The following is a 15,618-nucleotide window of genomic DNA, read 5'->3' as shown; positions in this document are numbered from 1 at the left end:
AACCGCCTGGTCCGCGAGCGTGTAGCGCCGCGGCGGGCGATCCCGGCAGACCAGCAGAGAAATGAAGGCTACGACCGTGCGTACGTACACCCCCAAGCCCGGCGACACCGAGCGCTCCTGGTACGTCATCGACGCTACCGACGTGGTGCTCGGGCGACTGGCGAGCCACGCTGCCGCACTGCTGCGCGGCAAGCACAAGCCCACCTTCGCGCCGCACGTGGACGGCGGTGACTTCGTCGTCGTCGTGAACGCCGACAAGATCGCGCTCACGGGTGCGAAGCGGGACAAGAAGATCGCCTACCGCCACTCGGGCTACCCGGGCGGGCTCAAGGCGACCAACTACGCCGAGCTCCTCGAGAAGAACCCCGAGCGGGCTGTGGAGAAGGCGATCCGGGGCATGATCCCCAAGACGCGCCTGGGCCGTGCCCAGCTGCGCAAGCTCAAGGTCTACCGCGGGGCCGAGCACCCGCACGGTGCGCAGCAGCCGAAGACCTTCGAGATCACCCAGGTCGCGCAGTAACGCGACGTCCGCGCCACTGACGCACTGAACGAGGAGAACCGTGTCCCAGACGACCGCCGAGACCCAGGAGTTCGAGGGCGACGCCCCGAGCTCGTACACCTCTGAGAGCACCGCCCCGACCACCGGTGGTGGCAGCTCGCTGACCGCACCCGGCCAGGCACTCGGCCGCCGCAAGGAAGCCGTCGCCCGTGTCCGCCTCGTGCCGGGCACCGGAACCTGGAAGGTCAACGGGCGCACGCTCGAGGACTACTTCCCGAACAAGTTGCACCAGCAGCTCGTGAACTCCCCGTTCACGCTGCTCGACCTCGAGGGGCGCTTCGACGTCGTGGCGCGTATCGACGGCGGTGGCCCCTCCGGCCAGGCCGGCGCGCTGCGCCTGGCGATCGCCCGGGCGCTGAACGGGATCGACGAGGACTCCAACCGCGCTTCCCTCAAGCGCGCCGGCTTCCTCACCCGCGACGCACGCGTGACCGAGCGCAAGAAGGCCGGTCTCAAGAAGGCTCGTAAGGCTCCGCAGTACTCCAAGCGCTGACGCGCTCGCGGTAGTGGCCTCGGACGACTCGACGTCGTCCGGGGCCTTCCGTGTATCCAGCCCGGCTCCGGCCGGGGCGACGCAGGGAAAGGACGAGCGCGTGGCTCGACTGTTCGGGACCGATGGGGTCCGAGGACTCGCCAACCGCGAGGTGACGGCGCTACTGGCGCTGCAGCTGGGGGCCACGGCAGCCCATGTGGTCACCGAGCGCCGCCAGGGCCATCGCCCCCGGGCGATCGTGGGGAGGGACCCGCGCATCTCCGGGCAGTTCCTCTCCTCCGCGGTCATCGCCGGGCTGGCGAGCGCCGGGGTCGACGTCGAGGATCTCGGCGTCCTGCCGACTCCGGCGGTGGCTCATCTGACCCACGCCGATCAGGTCGATCTCGCCGTCATGATCTCGGCCTCGCACAACGCGATGCCCGACAACGGGATCAAGTTCTTCGCGCGTGGGGGGCGTAAGCTCCCCGATGAGGTCGAGGATGAGATCCAGGCCCGCCTGCACGAGGAGTGGGACCTGCCCACCGGGGCCGACGTCGGCCGCGTCACCACCGATCACGGGTCGGCCCGTGAGACCTATATCGAACACCTGCTGGGCAGCATCGACGCCGACCTCACCGGGCTGCGGATCGCCGTGGACTGCGCGAACGGAGCCGCCAGCGTGGTGGGCCCGGAAGCATTACGCGCGGCGGGCGCCGATGTGGTGGTCATCAACGCCTCGCCCGATGGTCGCAACATCAACGAGAAGTGCGGATCGACGCACCCCGAGCAGCTGCAGGCGGTCACGGTCGCCTCCGAGGCGGACTTCGGGGTGGCCTTCGACGGTGACGCCGACCGGTGCCTGGCTGTCGACCACACCGGGGCGATCGTCGACGGTGATCAGATCATGGGCATCCTCGCCGTCGCCATGAACGAGGCCGGCACTCTCCCCTCGAGCACGCTCGTGGTGACCGTCATGAGCAATCTCGGTCTGCTCCTTGCCATGCGTGAGGCGGGCATCGCGGTCGAGCAGACCGCTGTCGGGGACCGGTACGTCCTCGAACGGATGCATGCCGGCGGATACGGGCTCGGGGGGGAGCAGTCGGGCCACATCATCCTGGCCGAGCACGCCACGACCGGCGACGGCGTCCTGTCCTCCCTCCATCTGGCTGCGCGGGTGGCCCAGACCGGTCGGCCGCTGGCGGACCTGGCCGGGGTGATGACCCGTTTGCCGCAGGTCCTCCAGAACGTTCCCGGGGTGGACAAGGCGAGGGTGCGCGAGGACCTGGTGGTCAATCAGGCCGTTGAGGCTGCGGAAGAACGACTGGGCGAGCACGGGCGGGTCCTGCTGCGGTCCTCGGGCACCGAGCCGCTGGTGCGGGTCATGGTCGAAGCGGCGACCCTCGAGCAGGCCGAGCAGGAGGCCGGGATGTTGAGTGACGTGGTCCGTGACCGGCTCGGACTCGACTGACCCGCTCTCGCCCTGCGCCCGATGCCCGAGACGTCCACCCGTGACGTCCCGGGCATCGTCGTCTGGCGAGCAACGCGTGCCGGGACGAGCTGCCCGTGTGTGCTGAAGCACATCCCGCCTCGATCTCATCGCTCGGAGCGCCCCGATACCGCCTTCGCGGCCCGGCGCCGGCGACCTCGGACCCGTCCGAATCGGCACCAGCGCAACGATTGTCGCTCGTGGCAGGGCGCTGCCGGGGCCGGCCGAGCCGGCCCCGGCCCCGCCTCGGCCGGGATTTGACCGGGCCCCGCGGCGTGCGTAATGTATCTACTCGTTGCCCCGGAGCAGGGAGGAACGGACACCGACAAGGTGGCCGATCCCGCCGGAGCAGCCCTCGGAAAGACGGCCCTCCGCCATGTGCGTAGGACGGTCCGGATGCGGTAGGATGGACCTCCGGTCGTTCCCACTGCTGAAGAGCCGGGGTCGGCGACAAGTCCCGATCAGGGTCCCCGTGGGGATCGTGGCGGTGCGCGTTCGTTGTTTGAGAACTCAACAGTGTGTTTGATAGTGATTGATGCCAGTTTTTTATTGGTTGATGTGTGCCCTGCCTCGTTGGGGTGTGCATCTGCCGGGATTTTTGTTTCGTATGGTTTGTTGATGCTCTGGCCTTCGTGGTCGGGGTGTTGATGGAATCTTTTACGGAGAGTTTGATCCTGGCTCAGGACGAACGCTGGCGGCGTGCTTAACACATGCAAGTCGAACGATGAAGCGGTGCTTGCACCGTGGATTAGTGGCGAACGGGTGAGTAACACGTGAGTAACCTGCCCCTTTCTCCGGGATAAGCGCTGGAAACGGCGTCTAATACTGGATATTCAGGTCTCCTCGCATGAGGGTATCTGGAAAGAATTTTGGAGAGGGATGGGCTCGCGGCCTATCAGCTTGTTGGTGGGGTGATGGCCTACCAAGGCGGTGACGGGTAGCCGGCCTGAGAGGGTGACCGGCCACACTGGGACTGAGACACGGCCCAGACTCCTACGGGAGGCAGCAGTGGGGAATATTGCACAATGGGCGAAAGCCTGATGCAGCGACGCCGCGTGAGGGATGACGGCCTTCGGGTTGTAAACCTCTTTCAGTAGGGAAGAAGGCTTCGGCTGACGGTACCTGCAGAAGAAGCGCCGGCTAACTACGTGCCAGCAGCCGCGGTAATACGTAGGGCGCAAGCGTTGTCCGGAATTATTGGGCGTAAAGAGCTCGTAGGCGGTTTGTCGCGTCTGCTGTGAAAACGCGGGGCTCAACTCCGCGCCTGCAGTGGGTACGGGCAGACTAGAGTGTGGTAGGGGAGACTGGAATTCCTGGTGTAGCGGTGGAATGCGCAGATATCAGGAGGAACACCGATGGCGAAGGCAGGTCTCTGGGCCACTACTGACGCTGAGGAGCGAAAGCATGGGGAGCGAACAGGATTAGATACCCTGGTAGTCCATGCCGTAAACGTTGGGCACTAGGTGTGGGGTCCATTCCACGGATTCTGCGCCGCAGCTAACGCATTAAGTGCCCCGCCTGGGGAGTACGGCCGCAAGGCTAAAACTCAAAGGAATTGACGGGGGCCCGCACAAGCGGCGGAGCATGCGGATTAATTCGATGCAACGCGAAGAACCTTACCAAGGCTTGACATACACCAGAAGCCCGCAGAGATGTGGGTCTCTTTGGACACTGGTGTACAGGTGGTGCATGGTTGTCGTCAGCTCGTGTCGTGAGATGTTGGGTTAAGTCCCGCAACGAGCGCAACCCTCGTCCTATGTTGCCAGCACGTGATGGTGGGGACTCATAGGAGACTGCCGGGGTCAACTCGGAGGAAGGTGGGGATGACGTCAAATCATCATGCCCCTTATGTCTTGGGCTTCACGCATGCTACAATGGCCGGTACAAAGGGCTGCGATACCGCGAGGTGGAGCGAATCCCATAAAGCCGGTCTCAGTTCGGATTGGGGTCTGCAACTCGACCCCATGAAGTCGGAGTCGCTAGTAATCGCAGATCAGCAACGCTGCGGTGAATACGTTCTCGGGCCTTGTACACACCGCCCGTCACGTCATGAAAGTCGGTAACACCCGAAGCCGGTGGCCCAACCCTTGTGGGGGGAGCCGTCGAAGGTGGGATTGGCGATTGGGACGAAGTCGTAACAAGGTAGCCGTACCGGAAGGTGCGGCTGGATCACCTCCTTTCTAAGGAGTTTCACATAGTGAAGCTCGCTGCTGCGTGTGTCCTTTTGGGGGCGCGAGTGGTGGCGTGCCACGCCTCGGGCGAGTGTTCCGGGGGTGGTGCTTTGCATTTGGGTGGAACATCGATCACTGCTCTTCGCTTCACCGGTGCCTTGATGGGCGCTGGTGGGTGGGGCAAACACACTGTTGGGTGTCCCAGGCAATGAGCTCGCTTTTTGGGGTTTGTTGGTTGGTTGTGCACCGTCTTCTCGGGTGCTGGCGTAATGCTGGTGCTGCGGGTGGGTGAGTGTCGGTAGCTTGAGAACTGCACAGTGGACGCGAGCATCTTTGATTTTTGTGGCAAGTTTTTAAGAGCATTCGGTGGATGCCTTGGCACCAGGAGCCGAAGAAGGACGTAGTAGCCTGCGATAAGCCTCGGGGAGTTGGCAAACGAACTTCGATCCGAGGATTTCCGAATGGGGAAACCCAGCCGGGGTCATGCCCGGTTACCTGCACCTGAACACATAGGGTGTGTGGAGGGAACGTGGGGAAGTGAAACATCTCAGTACCCACAGGAAAAGATATTCCGAGAGTAGTGGCGAGCGAAATCGGATGAGGCCAAACCATGGGTGTGTGATAGCCGGCAGGCGTTGCACTCATGGGGTTGCGGGACTCATCGGTCGATCCTGCCGGGTCGGCAAAGAGTCAGAAAGTCGCGTGATAGTCGAATGGCATTGAAAGGCCAAGCATAGAGGGTGTTACTCCCGTAGACGAAATCGCGTGACCTCTTGATGAGTATCCCAAGTAGCACGGGGCCCGAGAAATCCCGTGTGAATCTGCCAAGACCACTTGGTAAGCCTAAATACTACCTGGTGACCGATAGCGGACAAGTACCGTGAGGGAAAGGTGAAAAGTACCCCGGGAGGGGAGTGAAATAGTACCTGAAACCGAATGCTTACAATCCGTTGGAGCCTCCCTAGCAGGGGTGACAGCGTGCCTTTTGAAGAATGAGCCTGCGAGTTAGTGGTACGTGGCAAGGTTAACCCGTGTGGGGAAGCCGTAGCGAAAGCGAGTCCGAATAGGGCGATTGAGTCGCGTGCTCTAGACCCGAAGCGAAGTGATCTATCCATGGCCAGGTTGAAGCGCGGGTAAGACCGCGTGGAGGACCGAACCCACCTAGGTTGAAAACTGGGGGGATGAGCTGTGGATAGGGGTGAAAGGCCAATCAAACTTCGTGATAGCTGGTTCTCCCCGAAATGCATTTAGGTGCAGCGTCACGTGTTTCTTACCGGAGGTAGAGCTACTGGATGGCTGATGGGCCTCACCAGGTTACTGACGTCAACCAAACTCCGAATGCCGGTAAGTGAGAGCGTGGCAGTGAGACTGCGGGGGATAAGCTTCGTAGTCGAGAGGGAAACAGCCCAGACCACCAGCTAAGGCCCCTAAGCGTATGCTAAGTGGGAAAGGATGTGGAGTTGCACAGACAACCAGGAGGTTGGCTTAGAAGCAGCCACCCTTGAAAGAGTGCGTAATAGCTCACTGGTCAAGTGATTCTGCGCCGACAATGTAGCGGGGCTCAAGCATACCGCCGAAGCTGTGGCATTCATGCATTGACTTGGCTTACCCCTTGCGGGTGGGTCCAGGTGCGTGGATGGGTAGGGGAGCGTCGTGTGGGGGGTGAAGCGGCGGAGTGATCCAGCCGTGGACGCCACACGAGTGAGAATGCAGGCATGAGTAGCGAATGACGGGTGAGAAACCCGTCCGCCGAATGACCAAGGGTTCCAGGGCCAGGTTAATCCGCCCTGGGTAAGTCGGGACCTAAGGCGAGGCCGACAGGCGTAGTCGATGGACAACGGGTTGATATTCCCGTACCGGCGAAGAACCGCCCATACCGAGCCCGGTGATGCTAAGCGCCCAACGCTCATCTGATCCCCTTCGGGGGACGGGTGAGCCGAGCGCGCGACCCGAACCGGTAGTAGGTAAGCGTAGTAACAGGGGTGACGCAGGAAGGTAGCCCAGCGTGTCTTATGGCTTGGCACGTCCAAGGCTGTAGGGCGAGGTATAGGTAAATCCGTACCTCATGTGCCTGAGAGCTGATGGTGACAGCGTATGCTGGATGATTGGGTGATCCTATGCTGCCTAGAAAAACCTCGGCGCGAGGTTCTAGCCGCCCGTACCCTAAACCGACTCAGGTGGTCAGGTAGAGAATACTAAGGCGATCGAGAGAATCGTGGTTAAGGAACTCGGCAAAATGCCCCCGTAACTTCGGGAGAAGGGGGGCCGGATGCGTGATCCACCCTAGCGGTGGTGAGCGTGGAAGGCCGCAGAGACCAGGGAGAAGCGACTGTTTATCAAAAACACAGGTCCGTGCGAAGTCGCAAGACGATGTATACGGACTGACGCCTGCCCAGTGCTGGAAGGTTAAGAGGACGGGTTAGTCACTTCGGTGGCGAAGCTCAGAATTTAAGCCCCAGTAAACGGCGGTGGTAACTATAACCATCCTAAGGTAGCGAAATTCCTTGTCGGGTAAGTTCCGACCTGCACGAATGGCGTAACGACTTCTCCGCTGTCTCAACCGCGAACTCGGCGAAATTGCACTACGAGTAAAGATGCTCGTTACGCGCAGCAGGACGGAAAGACCCCGGGACCTTTACTATAGCTTGGTATTGGTGTTCGGTACGGCTTGTGTAGGATAGGTGGGAGACTATGAAGCGGACGCGCCAGCGTTCGTGGAGTCAACGTTGAAATACCACTCTGGTCGTTCTGGACATCTAACCTCGGTCCGTAAGCCGGATCAGGGACAGTGCCTGGTGGGTAGTTTAACTGGGGCGGTTGCCTCCTAAAAAGTAACGGAGGCGCTCAAAGGTTCCCTCAGCCTGGTTGGCAATCAGGTGGCGAGTGTAAGTACACAAGGGAGCTTGACTGTGAGACGTACATGTCGAGCAGGGACGAAAGTCGGAACTAGTGACCCGACGGTGGCTCGTGGAAGCGCCGTCGCTCAACGGATAAAAGGTACCCCGGGGATAACAGGCTGATCCTGCCCAAGAGTCCATATCGACGGCATGGTTTGGCACCTCGATGTCGGCTCGTCGCATCCTGGGGCTGGAGTAGGTCCCAAGGGTTGGGCTGTTCGCCCATTAAAGCGGTACGCGAGCTGGGTTCAGAACGTCGTGAGACAGTTCGGTCCCTATCCGCTGCGCGCGTTGGAAATTTGAGAAGGGCTGTCCCTAGTACGAGAGGACCGGGACGGACTAACCTCTGGTGTGCCAGTTGTTCCGCCAGGAGCACGGCTGGTTAGCTACGTTGGGAAGGGATAACCGCTGAAAGCATCTAAGTGGGAAGCCTGCTTCAAGATGAGATTTCCATACACCCTCGAGGTGTGAGAGGCTCCCAGCTAGACTACTGGGTTGATAGGCCGGACGTGGAAGCACCGAAAGGTGTGAAGCTGACCGGTACTAATACGCCGATGACTTACCACAATACATAATCACTGCGTGTATGCGTCCACTGTGCGGTTCCCGAGAGACCGCCACCCCCACCACCCCCCATTCGGCGGGGTGAGTCGGGCGGTGCCATGTCATCTCCATAGAGTTACGGCGGCTATAGCGAGGCGGGAAACGCCCGGTCCCATTCCGAACCCGGAAGCTAAGCCCCTCAGCGCCGATGGTACTGCGACCGCGAGGTCGTGGGAGAGTAGGACACCGCCGGACACCCATTCCAACAAGGGCCACCCCACCACGGGGTGGCCCTTGTTGCGTGGTGGCGGTGCTCTGATGTCCGGCCGCTGCGGCCGCACACATCCGACCACGGTCGGACGTCGTCAGGGACATCGTCAGGGATGATTCGGGGGAGACCCTGATGCCTGCGGCCCGAGCGTTGCGTACGGTGGTCGGAGCGCATACACACCCGAGGAGCACCGGTGCTAGAAGCTGTAGAAGGTCCCGTCCTGGAGATGGCGGCGTCGCCGTGGGTCCTGCTCGTCCTGCTGGTCTGCTGCATCGTGGACGGCTTCTTCCCGCCCATCCCGAGCGAGTCGGTGGTCATTGCGCTCACGAGTCTGTCGATCTCGCACGAGGCGCCGAGCCTGTGGCTGATCGGGCTGGTCGCGGCCGCTGGTGCCTTCGTAGGGGACAACATCGCCTACCTGATCGGGACCAAACTCCCGATCCACCGGTTCCGGATCTTCCGGACCAGGCGCGGTGCGAAGACCCTGGCCTGGGCCGAGCATGCCCTCGCTCGGCGCGGCGCCGTCTTCATCCTGGCGGCGCGCTATGTGCCGATCGGACGAGTGGCAGTCAACATGACGGCCGGTGCGGTGGGCTACCCCTATCGCCGCTTCGTGCCGATTGCGGGTGTGGCGGCCGTGATGTGGGCGGGCTATTCGATCGCTCTGGGCGCCGGTGCCGGGGCGGCGCTGCACGCGAACCCGATCCTCGGGGTCGTCGCCGGGGTGGCGCTCGGTGTGGTGCTGGGATTCGCCGTCGACGGCGTGGTCCGGCTGGTGCTGCGCCGTCGGGGAGTCGACCCGGTGGCCCAGGTGCTGGAGTACGAGCAGAAGAAGGAGTCGGGGGACACCGGAGCGCTGCACTCCCGGCCCTGAGAGGGAGGCGCGCCCGGAACGGCTGGTGCGCCATTGGCGACAGGACGCCCTCACGCCGTCGTACTGCGCTCCGTCGCGGGTCCGGCGTAGCCAACCACCTCGGCGGCGATGCGTTCGAACCGGTAGGGGTCCCGTGCGGTCCAGGAGGGGGAGTCCCAGACCTGGCCCACCGGTGCGTCGAGACCGAACGCGGGCCAGGGGGCATGAGCGCCGGCGATGAAGGCCACCAGCGCCGCGTGCATCTCCCTGGCCAGCTCGTCAGGCGGGTGTGGGCCGGCGATCCTCCTCACCCGCTCGGCCTCCAGCCGTCCCCACGCGAACGGCAGGTCGACGCAGTGCACGGCTCGCCCGGAGACCGGCGAGCGCCACCGGAAGTCCCACATCCAGGTGCGGCCCCGGGCCTGCGCTTCCCGGGCCATCGCCACCCGGACCGCGGGGATGCGGAAGACCCGGCCGGTCACGGCCTGGCCGAGGAGCTCGGCCGGGCTCCACTGCGGGAAGGCACGTGGATAGGCACGGGCGAGCCTCGGCGCCAGCCCCATGCCCATCAGCACGGCGCCGCCGACTCCGCGAGCCAGGTACCGCTCGATCGGTGCGGTCACCAGGTTGAACTCATGGCTGGTCGTCCCGAGCAGCAGCGGAACGGACGGGTCGCACTCGAGCAGCTCCGCCCCGCTGGTGGGGAGGAGATCGCCGTCGAGGACCGGCCCGAAGGTCGTGACCGGCTCCACCCCGGCCAGCATGCGGTGCAGATTGGTGAGCGCCGAGACGAGATCAGCCGCGCCGGTCGCGCGTTCGGCCGCGACGATGGCCGGCCGTGGGACCTCGCGCCAGCCGTGGACGCTGTGCTCGACCCCGCAGGCCGACGCGAGCTCGCGTCCGACCCGCGCGGCCGTGGCGACGTCGATGTCGGGCAGCGGGCCCGAGTGGCAGACCGCGGCGCGGAACAGACCCGCAGCAGCCGGCGCGGCGAGCAGGGCCAGGACCGCGCCACCGCCGGCGCTCTGGCCGCCGAGCGTCACCTGCCGCGGGTCGCCGCCGAACCGCGCGATGTTCTCCTGGACCCACTCCAGCGCCGCGATCATGTCGCGCAGTGCCCGGTTCGACGGCGCCCCGGGGATGTCCCCGTAGCCCTCGAACCCGAGCCGGTAGGTGATCGCGACCACGACCACGCCCGAGGCGTTGAAGGAGGCACCGTCGAACCAGGGACCACCGGGCGACCCGCCGACGTAGCTACCGCCGTGCACCCACACGTACACCGGCAACCGGGCGTCGGTGCCCGGGGTGAAGACATTGAGGTTGAGGATCTCCTCCCCGGCCACCACCGGCTCCGGGATCGAGTAGCCCTCACCCACCGGGCCCAGGGACGGTGTCGGCCCGTTGGTGCGAGCGTCCCGCACGCCGTCCCACCCGGGATGGGGCGCGGGCGCCGCGAACCGGAGCGCGCCCACGGGCGCCGCCGCATAGGGGATGCCCCGGAACGCGAGCGACGCGGGGCGCGCCTGTCCGCGCACCGTGCCGCTGCGGGTCTCGACCCGCACGGTCTCGCCGGTGGGAGGCACCGGTCAGATCTTCCGTAGGCCGAACCGGCTCAACCGGTGGTCGCCATCCTTGGTCAGCACCAGCGTCGCCCGACCCCGCGTGGGCAGCACGTTCTCGAGCAGGTTCGGTTCGTTGATCGACCGCCAGATCTGGGCGGCACGCTCGCGGGCCTGGGCGTCGTCGAGGTCGGCGTACCGATGGAAGTAGGACCGTTCGTCCGCGAAGGCCGTCCGGCGCAGATCCAGGAACCGCTCGACGTACCATCGGCGGATGTCCGCGGTCGCGGCGTCGATGTAGATCGAGAAGTCGAAGAAGTCGCTGACCGCGAGCGAGGTCTCGCCCTGGGCCGTCACCCGTGCCGGAGCCAGGACGTTCAGTCCCTCGACGATGAGGACCTCCGGCGCGCGGACCTCCACCGATCCGCCGGGGACGATGTCGTAGGTGAGGTGGGAGTAGACCGGGGCGCTGACCCGATCGGCCCCTGCCTTGACCTGGATGAGGAAGTCGATGAGCGCCCGGCGGTCGTAGGACTCCGGGAAACCCTTGCGCTGCATCAGGCCCCGGCGTTCGAGCTCGGCGTTGGGGTAGAGGAAGCCGTCGGTGGTCACCAGCTCCACTCTCGGCGTCTCCGGCCAGCGGCGCAGCAGCTCCTGCAGTACGCGTGCCGCCGTGGATTTCCCGACGGCGACCGAGCCGGCGATCCCGATCACGAACGGGGTGCGGCTGGTGCGCTCACCCAGGAATGTCGACGTCGTCGCCCGCAGCCGTTGCGAGGCCGCCACGTAAAGCGTCAGCAGCCGGGAGAGCGGGCGGTAGGCGGTGTCCACCTCGGCCAGGTCGATCGGGTCGCCCAGGCCACGGAGGTGTTCGACGTCGTCAGCGGTCAGCGGTAGCGGTGTGGACGAGGACAGCCGGCTCCAGGCGCTGCGGTCGAACTCCACGTAGGGGCTCACCGGTGCGCCGGTCCGAGCGAGGTCGGATGCAGTCACGTTCCTACTCTTCCACTCCTGCCGTCCTGCCGTGTACTCGCCGTTACGCTGGGCCCATGTGCGGAATCGTCGGATACGTCGGGCCCGCGGCTGCGAGCAGCCGCCCGCTCGACGTCGTCATGGAGGGCCTGGGCAGGCTCGAGTACCGGGGGTACGACTCGGCCGGCATCGCGATCGCCGCCCCGGCCGGTCTCGCCTCGGCCAAGAAGGCCGGGAAGCTGACCAACCTCGTCGGTGAGCTCGAGGCGCATCCGCTGCCGGAGGGCACCGCCGCGATCGGCCACACCCGCTGGGCCACCCACGGCGCCCCCACCGACGTCAACGCCCACCCCCACCTCGGCGCCGACGGGCGCCTCGCCGTCATCCACAACGGGATCATCGAGAACTTCCACTCCCTCAAGAGCGAGCTGGCGGGCGACGGCGTGACCTTCCTCTCCGAGACCGACACCGAGGTCGTCGCCCACCTGCTCGGCCGGGCCTACGCGCAGACGGCCGACCTGACCGCCGCCATGCGCCAGGTCGTCGAACGGCTCGAGGGTGCGTTCACCCTGCTCGCCGTGCACGCCGACCAGCCGGGCACCGTCGTCGGTGCACGGCGTAACTCGCCGCTGGTGATCGGCCTGGGCGAGGGGGAGAACTTCCTGGGCAGTGACGTGTCCGCCTTCATCGCCTCCACTCGCGAGGCCATGGAGATGGGCCAGGACGAGATCGTCACGATCACCGCCGAAAACGTGGTCGTCACCGCGGCCGACGGCACGGTCGTCCAGCCGCGCCGCTTCACCGTCGACTGGTCGGCCGACGCGGCCGTCAAGGGCGGGTTCGCGACCTTCATGAACAAGGAGATCCACGACCAGCCCCAGGCCGTGGCCGACACCCTCCTCGGCCGTATCGGCGAGACCGGCGAGCTGATCCTGGACGAGATGCGCATCTCCGAGACCGTGATGCGCTCGGTGGACAAGATCGTCGTGGTCGCCTGCGGCACGGCCGCCTACGCCGGGCACGTGGCCAAGTACGCGATCGAGCACTGGTGCCGCATCCCGGTGGAGGTCGAGCTGGCGCACGAGTTCAGATACCGCGACCCCGTGGTCAGCGAGAAGACGCTCGTCGTGGCGGTCTCCCAGTCGGGGGAGACGATGGACACGATCATGGCCGTGCGTCACGCCCGCGAGCAGGGTGCCAAGGTGCTCGCCATCGTCAACACCCACGGCTCGACCATCGCGCGCGAGTCCGACGCGGTCCTCTACACCCACGCCGGTCCCGAGGTCGCCGTCGCGTCGACGAAGGCGTTCCTCGCCCAGATCACCTCCTGCTACCTGCTCGGCCTCTATCTCGCGCAGCTGCGAGGCAACAAGTTCCCCGACGAGATCGCCGAGGACCTCGAGCAGCTGCGGCTGATGCCTGAGCGCATCCAGCAGGTGGTCGACACCGAGGACCACGTCACGCGGGTCGCCCGTGAGCTCGCCGACGAACCCACCGTGCTGTTCCTCGGACGCCACGTCGGCTTCCCGGTCGCGCTCGAAGGTGCACTCAAGCTCAAGGAGCTCGCCTATATCCACGCCGAGGGGTTCGCGGCCGGCGAGCTCAAGCACGGCCCGATCGCGCTCGTCGAGGAGGGGCAGCCTGTCTTCGTCATCGCGCCCTCCCCACGCGGGCGGGATGCGCTGCACGCCAAGGTCATCTCCAACATCCAGGAGATCCGGGCCCGCGGTGCCCGCACCCTGGTGATCGCCGAGGAGGGGGACGACGCCGTCGAGCCGTTCGCCGACGTCGTCTTCCGCGTGCCGCAGACCCCGACGCTGCTCGCGCCGCTGGTGACCGTGGTCCCGCTGCAGATCTTTGCCGCCGCCCTCGCGACTGCGAAGGGCCTGGACGTGGACCAGCCGCGCAACCTCGCCAAGTCGGTCACGGTCGAGTAGCGGATGGAGACGTGATCGCGTGATCGTGGGTGTCGGGATCGACGTGGTGGACGTGGAGCGCTTCCTCGCCACCCTCGAGCGCGCACCCGGGCTGCGCGAGCGCTTGTTCACCCCGGACGAGCGCGAGCTGCCTCCGGCCTCGCTCGCCGCACGGTTCGCGGCCAAGGAGGCCATTGCGAAGGCGCTCGGCGCCCCGGGGGGCATGAGCTGGCAGGATGCGACCGTGCACCGGGTACCCGGAGGCGCACCGGTGGTCGACCTGCGCGGCACCGTGTTCGCCGCCGCGCAGGCACGTGGCGTGGCCTCGTGGCATCTGTCGATCTCGCACGACGCCGGGATCGCGTCGGCGGTCGCGATCGCGGAGGGGAACCCATGATCTGCGGCTACGGAGCCGACGCCGTCCGCGCCGCCGAGGCACCGGCTCTGGCGGAGGGCCGTCCGCTGATGCGCTGGGCCGCCCAGGGCGTCGCCGCGGCCGTCCGGTCCGAGCTGGCCCACCTGCCGCGCCATCGCGCCCGGGTGTTCGTGCTCGTCGGCGGCGGGAACAACGGCGGCGACGGCCTCTACGCCGCCGGGCTGCTCGCCGAGCGCGGCATCGGCGTCGATGCGCTGCTCGTGCGGGAGGACGTCCACCTCGAGGGGGCGCAGTACGCCCGGTGCCGCGGCGTCCGGCTGCTGACCTCCGACGGCGACGCCTGGCTCCGCGAGGCCGCCCTCGCCCAGGTCTGGGTCGATGCGATGGCCGGCATCGGGGCGCGAGGAGGGTTGCGGGGGGCGAGCGCCGCCGTCGTGGATCGGTTGGCGGGCCTGCGCCAGGAACGGGCGGTCCGGGTGCTGGCCGTCGACACCCCCAGCGGGACGGGCGCCGAGGGCGGGCCGGTCGACGGGCCGGTGCTACGCGCCGACCGCACGCTGACCATGGGGGCCATGAAGGCTGGGCTACTGCTGCCCCCGGCCGCCGGGCTCGCCGGCCGGGTCGAGGTGCTCGACCTCGATCTGGGTGCCGCCTTCGCAGGCCAGGAACCGCTCGTGCGCCGCCTCGAGCCCGCCGACGTCGCCCGGCTGTGGCCGGTCCCGGGCGTCGGCGACCACAAGTACACCCGCGGCGTGCTCGGCGTCGTCGCGGGATCCGCTCGCTATCCGGGTGCGGCGGTGCTCACCGTGGGCGCGGCGCTGCGTACCGGCTGCGGGATGGTCCGCTACCTGGTCGACGAGCCCGCGGTTGCCGACCGGGTGCTCGATCATTACCCCGAGGTCGTCACCGGCGCCGGGCGCGTGCAGGCCCTGGTGCTCGGCCCGGGAATGAGCGATGCCGCCGACCGGGAGCGGGCGCTGCACCTGGTGGCGCAGGCCGACGAGGCTGCCGCCCGCTCGCATGCGCCGCTACCGGGGATCGTCTGGGACGCCGGGGCGCTCGCCGCGCTGCCCACCGACCCGCAGGTCAACCGGCGGCGGCGCAGTGTGCTCACCCCGCACGCCGGCGAGCTCGCCGAGCTGCTGGGCGGGCGAGGCCACGAGGTGGACCGGGCTCAGGTGGAGGCCGAACCGGCGCGGTGGGCACGGATCGCGGCCGAGACCACCGGTGCGACGGTGCTGCTCAAGGGAGCGATCACCGTGATCGCCGACCCCGACGGCGCTCTCCTGACGCAGGCGGACGGCCCGCCCTGGCTGGCCACGGCCGGCACCGGTGATGTCCTCGCCGGGGTCGCCGGCGCGCTGCTGGCCACAGCGCGGGCGCCGGCCGCCGAGGTCGCCGCGGCCGCCGCACTCGTGCACGGACTGGCCGCCCACCACGCCAACCCCGGCGGGCCGATCGTGCCGTCGGACCTCGTGGCGGCCCTGCCGGCAACGGTGGCGCAGCTGCTCCGGTGAGCGGGAGGACGCCCCCGCGAGCGCGC

At 66.5% G+C, this 15,618-nt stretch carries 9 protein-coding genes and 3 rRNA genes; 10 read left to right on the top strand and 2 right to left on the bottom strand.

Features of this window, described 5'->3' with window-relative positions; genetic code table 11:
* Positions 1-76 precede the first annotated feature (76 nt).
* From rplM to LQF12_RS12825, 7 genes are all read left to right on the top strand, one after another.
* On the top strand, positions 77-520 hold the full coding sequence (rplM, locus tag LQF12_RS12855) for a 50S ribosomal protein L13 (RefSeq protein ID WP_231053315.1): 444 nt from the start codon (positions 77-79) through the stop codon (positions 518-520).
* A gap of 40 nt (positions 521-560) precedes the next feature.
* Positions 561-1,052 (top strand): 30S ribosomal protein S9, encoded by a 492-nt coding sequence (rpsI, locus tag LQF12_RS12850; RefSeq protein WP_290370697.1) that lies wholly within the window; start codon positions 561-563, stop codon positions 1,050-1,052.
* A 100-nt stretch (positions 1,053-1,152) separates the two neighbouring features.
* Entirely contained in the window at positions 1,153-2,499 is a 1,347-nt protein-coding gene (gene glmM, locus LQF12_RS12845; protein ID WP_231053314.1) for a phosphoglucosamine mutase, read from the top strand.
* Positions 2,500-3,173: 674 nt separating this feature from the next.
* Positions 3,174-4,697 (top strand): 16S ribosomal RNA (locus LQF12_RS12840).
* Between the two features lie 334 nt (positions 4,698-5,031).
* Positions 5,032-8,152 (top strand): 23S ribosomal RNA (locus LQF12_RS12835).
* Between the two features lie 113 nt (positions 8,153-8,265).
* A 5S ribosomal RNA gene (gene rrf / locus LQF12_RS12830) occupies positions 8,266-8,383 on the top strand.
* Together the 16S, 23S and 5S rRNA genes form the textbook arrangement of a ribosomal RNA operon.
* Positions 8,384-8,625: 242 nt before the next feature.
* Positions 8,626-9,273 (top strand): DedA family protein, encoded by a 648-nt coding sequence (locus LQF12_RS12825; RefSeq protein WP_231053313.1) that lies wholly within the window; start codon positions 8,626-8,628, stop codon positions 9,271-9,273.
* 50 nt (positions 9,274-9,323) lie between these two features.
* Here the strand turns inward: LQF12_RS12825 and LQF12_RS12820 are convergent, their stop codons facing one another.
* Positions 9,324-10,835: a carboxylesterase/lipase family protein gene (locus LQF12_RS12820; RefSeq protein ID WP_231053312.1), complete on the bottom strand. Its 1,512-nt coding sequence runs from the start codon at positions 10,833-10,835 to the stop codon at positions 9,324-9,326.
* Between the two features lie 3 nt (positions 10,836-10,838).
* Entirely contained in the window at positions 10,839-11,804 is a 966-nt protein-coding gene (gene coaA, locus LQF12_RS12815; protein ID WP_231053311.1) for a type I pantothenate kinase, read from the bottom strand.
* Between the two features lie 56 nt (positions 11,805-11,860).
* Here coaA and glmS point away from each other — a divergent pair, with 56 nt between their 5' ends.
* Genes glmS through LQF12_RS12800 form a run of 3 tightly spaced genes read left to right on the top strand, consistent with a single transcriptional unit; the run spans position 11,861 to position 15,592 of the window.
* Entirely contained in the window at positions 11,861-13,720 is a 1,860-nt protein-coding gene (glmS, locus tag LQF12_RS12810) for a glutamine--fructose-6-phosphate transaminase (isomerizing) (protein WP_231053310.1), read from the top strand.
* 19 nt (positions 13,721-13,739) lie between these two features.
* Positions 13,740-14,096: a holo-ACP synthase gene (locus tag LQF12_RS12805; protein WP_231053309.1), complete on the top strand. Its 357-nt coding sequence runs from the start codon at positions 13,740-13,742 to the stop codon at positions 14,094-14,096.
* Positions 14,093-15,592 carry an NAD(P)H-hydrate dehydratase gene (locus tag LQF12_RS12800; RefSeq protein ID WP_231053308.1) on the top strand — a complete coding sequence of 500 codons (1,500 nt, stop codon included), beginning with the start codon at positions 14,093-14,095 and terminating at the stop codon, positions 15,590-15,592. Before LQF12_RS12805 ends, LQF12_RS12800 begins: the two co-directional genes overlap by 4 nt.
* Positions 15,593-15,618 lie beyond the last annotated feature (26 nt).

This window comes from Ruania suaedae, from assembly GCF_021049265.1.
Lineage (GTDB): Bacteria > Actinomycetota > Actinomycetes > Actinomycetales > Beutenbergiaceae > Ruania > Ruania suaedae.
This window is presented reverse-complemented; position numbering and strand designations above follow the sequence as displayed.

Coding starts and splice junctions, on each gene's coding strand:
- LQF12_RS12825 (WP_231053313.1), top strand. CDS start 8,626: ATGGCGGCGTCGCCGTGGGTCCTGCTCGTCCTGCTGGTCTGCTGCATC.
- glmS (WP_231053310.1), top strand. CDS start 11,861: ATGTGCGGAATCGTCGGATACGTCGGGCCCGCGGCTGCGAGCAGCCGC.
- LQF12_RS12800 (WP_231053308.1), top strand. CDS start 14,093: ATGATCTGCGGCTACGGAGCCGACGCCGTCCGCGCCGCCGAGGCACCG.